Below are 3,895 nucleotides of genomic sequence, written 5' to 3' on the forward strand. Positions count from 1 at the left end.
ATGGACACCGTGGGTTTCCTGATGATGGCGCACATGAACAGCGCCGAAGGCCTGGTGACCCAAGGCAGGCTGATGGAAAGCTACGGCGCCAACTGCATCTACCTGACCGATTCCGCCGGCTACCTGTTGCCCCACCAGGTCAGCGAGCGGGTGGCGGCGATGCGCGCTGCGCTGCGGCCGGAAACCGAGATCGGCTTTCACGGGCACCACAACCTGTCGATGGGTGTGGCCAACTCGATCGCTGCGATTGCCGCCGGTGCCAACCGGATCGACGCGGCCTGCGCGGGCCTGGGCGCGGGCGCTGGCAACACGCCGATGGAAGTGCTGGTGGCGGTGTGCAAGCGCATGGGTATCGAGACCGGGGTGGATGTATTTGCCATTCAGGATGTCGCTGAAGACCTGGTGGTGCCGATCATGGACTTCCCTATTCGCAGCGACCGCGATGCGCTGACCATGGGGTATGCCGGGGTGTACGGCTCGTTCCTGCTGTTCGCCAAGCGCGCCGAGCAGAAGTACGGCGTGTCGGCGCGGGAGATTCTGGTGGAGATGGGGCGCCGCGGGATGGTGGGGGGGCAGGAAGACATGATCGAGGATACCGCCATGACCCTGGCGCGCCAGCGCGGCTGAGTGAGCTGGCCACAGCATTCTTAGCGCCTGTGAGATCGAGCGCCGCGCGGGCGGCGCTCGATCTCACAGGCGCTAAAAATGCTGTGGCGAGCACCTGTCAGCCCCGATGCAATCCTGTAGGAGCGGGTTCACCCGCGAACACCGGCAAAGCCGGTGCCATTCACCGCAGTCGCCTAGCGCCAGTCAGCCACAATCCCATATTGCAGCGCCAACGCCTGTGCCGCCACGGTGCGCCGCTGGTACTGCGGCGCGCGTTGATCCTCGGCCAGCCACAGCATCACCGCCGCCGGTACCTCGGGCGGGGCGCTGCCGGCGCGCAGGGCAATCACGCCCTGCTCACCGATGGTCGCCTTCAGCGCTTCGGTGGTGACCACGCCGGGGTTGAGGGTATAGGCACGGATACCGCGCTCGCCCAGTTCCACCGAAAGCATGCCGGAAAGCCGCGACACCGCTGCCTTGCCGGCACCGTAGGCATAACCCCAGCCGCCTTTGTCCGCCGCCACCGGCGGGTCGCTTTCACCGGCGCCAGAGGTGACGTTGATGACCACCCCGCCGCCCTGCCCCAGCATCCGCTGCACCACCGCCCGGGTCAGCAGGAACGGGCTGAGGATATAACCGGTGAACATGCGCTCGAGGGTCTCCGGCTGCAGCGCCAGAAAGGTCGCGTTAAGGTCACTGCCCTGGTAGATCGCATTGTTCACCAGCACATCGATACGGCCGAACTCGGCCAGTACCGTTGCGCAGGCCTGTTCGGCCGTGCTGCTGTCCAGCAGGTCCATCGGCACCACCAACGCCCTGCCACCCAGGCTGCAGATAGCGTCGGCGGTCGCGTTGAGGCTGCCCGCCAGCGGCGCGCCGCTGGCATCACGCAGGGCATGCGGGTGCTGCTCGCCCTCTTCCAGGGTGCGTGCGCTGATCGCCACATCATAGCCGGCGCGGGCGAAGGCCAATGCCGCCGCCCGACCGATGCCACGGCTGGCGCCGGTAATGAAAGCCACTTTGTTCATGCAAGATCCTTTTCAGAAGCGCGGCGCACGCACCATTGCGTCCATACCGCCATCGATGAACACCACGCTGCCATGGATGAACGCCGCCTGCCCGGACTGCAGGAACGCCACCAGTGCGGCGATTTCATCCGGGGTGCCAGCACGCCCCAGCGGCGCAACAAAGTCACGCACCGCCTGGCCAAACCGGGCATCGTCCAGCGACGCCTGGTGCAGCGGCGTCTGCACCGCACCGGGTGCTACCACGTTCAGGCGTATGCCGCGGTCGGCCCAGGCCGGCGCCAGTCGCCGGGCCTGGTGGGTCACAGCATACTTGGAGCAGGCATAGGCGATATGCGGCTGGCCCAGCGTATTGGCCAACTGCACTGCGCTGGCCTCGTCCCCCTCCAGCATCGCCGCCGTCATCGGCTGCTGCTCGGCACCCGGCTGGGTCGACGCTACCGAGCCGATCACCAGCGCCGCCGGTGCCTGGCCACGGGCCAGGGCATCCTGCAGGCCATCGAGCAACTGGCTGACACCAAAGTAGTTGACCGCCAGCACCAGCCCGCAGGACGGCGCGGTAACGCCAACCCCGGCACAACACACCAGGCCGTCCAGTACCCCGCCGCTGCGTTCCAGCACCTGGTCGATGGCGGCTTGCCGCCCCTGGGCGGTGGACAGGTCGGCGATAACCTCGGCATTGCTGCGGTCGATACCGATTACCTCATGCCCCGCCGCACGCAACGCAGCACTCACCGCTGCGCCAATGCCCGAGGCACTGCCACTGATAGCTGTAACAGACATAGTGAATCTCCATGATGGGTGCGGCCAGTATCGGCAGGTGGTGCACGCGCCGGCATCGTCCTGGCGGACTACATCCGGCGCGATGGGGTGGCTTCAGGCCCGGCGTGGCAAGGCGACTGCCAGTTGGGGGGGCGGCACCTTGAGGCGGTCTATGGTTTTCAGCGCCACCTTGGGCTTCCCCAACGCGACCACGCTGTTGAGCAGGATGCGCACCAGCTCGGTCTGGCGCCGCACACCGGTCTTGGAAAAGATCGAGCGCAAGTGCGCACGGGCGGTGTTGCGGCGGATGTTCAGCACCTCGGCGGCCTCTTCCAGGGACAGGCCATTGGCCAATTCCATGGCCAGCGCGGTTTCGGCGCGGGTCAGGTTGAACAGCTGCTTGGTCACCACCTCACTGGCCAACGACTTGCTGGCGGCATCGCGGATATACACCAGCGCCGCCGGCTTGCCTTTTTCCTCGGCCCAGTCCAGCGACGGGATCGACTCCACTACCAGCCCCAGGTTGACCAGCCCCGACGGCCGGGTCACCGACATCGCCTCGGCGCTCTTCGGTGCGTCGGGGGAAAAGGCCGCGCGAATCAGGCGCTGCAGTTCACGGTTGTCGCTCGGGTAGGTGGCCTCCAGGCGCCCGCCGACCAGCTTCAGGCCGTCGGCACTGGCAAGGATGTCCTGGGCCACGGGGTTGACCCGCAGCACGCTGCCGCTTTCGTCCAGCACCAGGGTCGCCACCGAAAGCCGGCTGATGGCCTGGGAATACAGGTCGCTCAGCGATTCGCTGCGGTCCAGTAGGTTGTGCACCTGCAAGGCCCGGCGCAGGTGGGGCAGGAACATGCCGCACAGCGCGCGTTCATGGGCCGAGAAGTTGGCCGAGCGCTTGGGCCGGGTGATGCGAAACCGCAGTTTGCCGCCGTCAGGGGTGGAGATGTCTGCCCCCATCACGTGGTAGACGTCCTGCGGGCCACAGAACATCTTGAAGTAACCGCTGAGCTCCCACTCGGTCGAGCTCATGATGTCATCGACGGTGAACACATGGTCGAGGGGCTGGTTGGCGAACGGCGAATTGGTCTGCGGGTAGGTCATGTAGCTGACATCGCCCGCCCCTTCGATATCGCCGGAAATGATCATCACGCCCATGTCGGGCTGGTCGGGCACACGCAGGATCAGGGTGACGTAGTTGGCTTCGTAGAGGGTACGGAAGCTGCCCAGGGCCCGGGCCATCAGCTTGGGGTCGAGGGCGCCTTCATAAACCTCGCCGACCAGGCGGTCGTAGGCGGCCAGGTCGAGGCCGAGGGCGGCCAGTGCATCATGGGTCAAGACAGCTGTGTCCACAGTCTTCTCCTCGCTCGGGTAAGGCGTGGGCCTTCCCTTGTTATTTTTATAATTTCGGCTTGGGCCGGCGGCCCTTTGCTGCAACAGTTGCCCGTGGCCAAGTCTCGCTGGCAGGGCCCGGTGCCGACAATAGGGGCACCGGGTTTATTTCG

General features: G+C 66.1%; 4 protein-coding genes. 1 reads left to right on the forward strand and 3 read right to left on the reverse strand.

From position 1 onward, the window contains the following. A partial coding sequence (gene dmpG, locus HP546_RS27250) for a 4-hydroxy-2-oxovalerate aldolase (protein WP_172232042.1) occupies positions 1 to 627 on the forward strand: 627 nt, incomplete at its 5' end. Positions 628 to 800: 173 nt separating this feature from the next. Here dmpG and HP546_RS27255 read toward each other — a convergent pair. The 3 genes from HP546_RS27255 to HP546_RS27265 all read right to left on the reverse strand — a co-directional run bounded on the left by HP546_RS27255 (position 801) and on the right by HP546_RS27265 (position 3,743). Next, positions 801 to 1,634: an SDR family NAD(P)-dependent oxidoreductase gene (locus tag HP546_RS27255; protein ID WP_172232045.1), complete on the reverse strand. Its 834-nt coding sequence runs from the start codon at positions 1,632 to 1,634 to the stop codon at positions 801 to 803. 12 nt (positions 1,635 to 1,646) lie between these two features. Continuing rightward, on the reverse strand, positions 1,647 to 2,414 hold the full coding sequence (locus tag HP546_RS27260) for an SDR family oxidoreductase (RefSeq protein ID WP_172232048.1): 768 nt from the start codon (positions 2,412 to 2,414) through the stop codon (positions 1,647 to 1,649). A 93-nt stretch (positions 2,415 to 2,507) separates the two neighbouring features. Continuing rightward, the gene (locus tag HP546_RS27265; protein WP_172232051.1) at positions 2,508 to 3,743 is read right to left on the reverse strand and encodes a LuxR C-terminal-related transcriptional regulator; all 1,236 of its coding nucleotides are present in this window, start codon (positions 3,741 to 3,743) and stop codon (positions 2,508 to 2,510) included. Positions 3,744 to 3,895 lie beyond the last annotated feature (152 nt).

Source organism: Pseudomonas sp. CM25 (genome assembly GCF_013179705.1).
In the GTDB taxonomy this organism is placed as follows: domain Bacteria; phylum Pseudomonadota; class Gammaproteobacteria; order Pseudomonadales; family Pseudomonadaceae; genus Aquipseudomonas.